General features: G+C 39.5%; 2 protein-coding genes. Both read right to left on the bottom strand.

Annotated features, from left to right (window positions below):
• Positions 1 to 59 precede the first annotated feature (59 nt).
• Positions 60 to 1040 carry an IS3 family transposase gene (locus ACTQX6_RS12560; protein ID WP_272007959.1) on the bottom strand — a complete coding sequence of 327 codons (981 nt, stop codon included), beginning with the start codon at positions 1038 to 1040 and terminating at the stop codon, positions 60 to 62.
• Positions 1004 to 1720 (bottom strand): helix-turn-helix domain-containing protein, encoded by a 717-nt coding sequence (locus ACTQX6_RS12555; RefSeq protein WP_320863034.1) that lies wholly within the window; start codon positions 1718 to 1720, stop codon positions 1004 to 1006. The genes ACTQX6_RS12560 and ACTQX6_RS12555 overlap by 37 nt, the downstream gene beginning before the upstream one ends.
• Between the last annotated feature and the right edge of the window lie 68 nt (positions 1721 to 1788).

Genomic DNA, 1788 nt, shown 5'->3' with positions numbered 1-1788 from the left:
TGATCTGGTCCCTGTCAAGTGGACACATTAAATAAGTAAAAATTCTTGCCCAATTGGTATTATGCTGATTGGGCTTTGTTTTTAAGTGATTCCTTATATTTTGATATTCTAGGATTGAATGCAATTGGATACTGATTTGGTGACTCATTGCCCAGTGCTTCATTCCTTACTTCCATAGGCGTTTTGGAGTCGAATCTCGATTGATAACGACGATTGTTATAAAAGTCGATATATTTGCCAATAGCTTCAATTAAATCTTCTTTATCGTGAATCTCGTACATTTGATACATCTCCGTTTTAATGATTCCCCATAGGCCTTCCGTAGGGCCATTATCCAAACAACAGGCCACTCTTGACATCGATTGCTCCATTCCCTGTTCTTTCAACTTACTTTGAAATATCGGACTTGTATATTGATATCCTCGATCTGAATGAAATAACGGATGCGCGCCTGGATTATTCTTGATTGCCTGCTCAAACGTATCGAATACTAGCGCATTGTCATTTCGCTTACTAATTGCCCACGCAATGATCGAACGATCATACAGGTCCATAAATGCGCTCAGATAAAGCTTATCTGTTGTATGTGGCACCTTGAATTCTGTCACATCCGTGGTCCACTTTTCGTTCGGCTTCGATGCTTCAAATTCTCGATGAAGTATGTTCGCAGCTGTTTGATCCGCTTTATTTGCGACTGTGCAACATGTTCTTGTTCTTCGAATGGTTGAATGAATATTTTTGATCTTCATGATTCGGTGAATCCGTTTCACGTTATAGTGCTTATCATAATCGCGATTGATGAACATACACATTCTGCGATACCCCAGGATGCCGCCATACCTTTCATCATATTCTGCGATGATATCTGATAACTCGATATCTTCCTGTTCATTGTCGGAAATCGAGCGATTTAGCCATTTGTAATATGAGGAGCGCCTGATACCTAAGCATTTGCACATCCATTGAATGCTGTAATTTTTTTCCTCGTGAAGTTCCTTGACTGCTAGATATTTCGCTTCGTTCTTTGCCTTGGAGAAGATCGCCTCCTTTCGATTTCCTGCACTTTTTTTAATAGCTCGTTCTCCATTTCTTTTTCCTTGAGCTGGCGCTCAAGGAACTTGACTTTGCATTCCAATATTTCGATGTCACTTAATTGATCTTCGCTCTTGTGCTGTCCACGACGATCGACAAGACCATCATCTCCAAGGGCCTGGTACTTCTTGACCCATTGATACACCTGCGTGTAAGAAACATCAAATACTTCGGCAGTCTTCTTATAGTTTGTTTCATGCTCCAAACAATACTTTACGATTTCAATGCGTTCATCTAGTGTTGTGTTTCTGCTACGATCTTTCATATATACCTCCGGCTTAGGGTCGTAATCCTTAAGCATTTCAAGGTTATTATACTTCATGATCCATCGTCGTAGCGTTTCTCTTGAAGGAATATCATATCGAATAGCCAAATCTTCCATAGAGCCTCCGCCGTTCAAATAAGCTTCAACCACTTGTTGTTTAAACTCTTTCGTATAGGCAGCATTATGTAATTTTATATCAAATGCACTAGCACCCTTTGATTGGTATGATTTTGCCCATCTATGAATCGTATTACAATAAATACCATATTCCTGAGAGAGCTCTGCTGCACTTTTCTCTCCATCTAGATATTGTTTGCAGATACATACCTTCATATCAGCAGATAATTTTGGCTTTCTTCCCATAGAAAAATCCCACCTCCATAGATACACGTTTATTTATTTCGTGTGTCCACTTTAGTGGGATCATATCA

The sequence above is a fragment of the Faecalicoccus sp. LCP19S3_E2 genome (assembly GCF_052121255.1).
Classification (GTDB): Bacteria; Bacillota_I; Bacilli_A; order Erysipelotrichales; family Erysipelotrichaceae; genus Faecalicoccus.
This window is presented reverse-complemented; position numbering and strand designations above follow the sequence as displayed.

Bases quoted from the DNA above. Each gene is read 5' to 3' on its own strand.
- ACTQX6_RS12555 (WP_320863034.1), bottom strand. From the start codon at position 1,720: ATGGGAAGAAAGCCAAAATTATCTGCTGATATGAAGGTATGTATCTGC.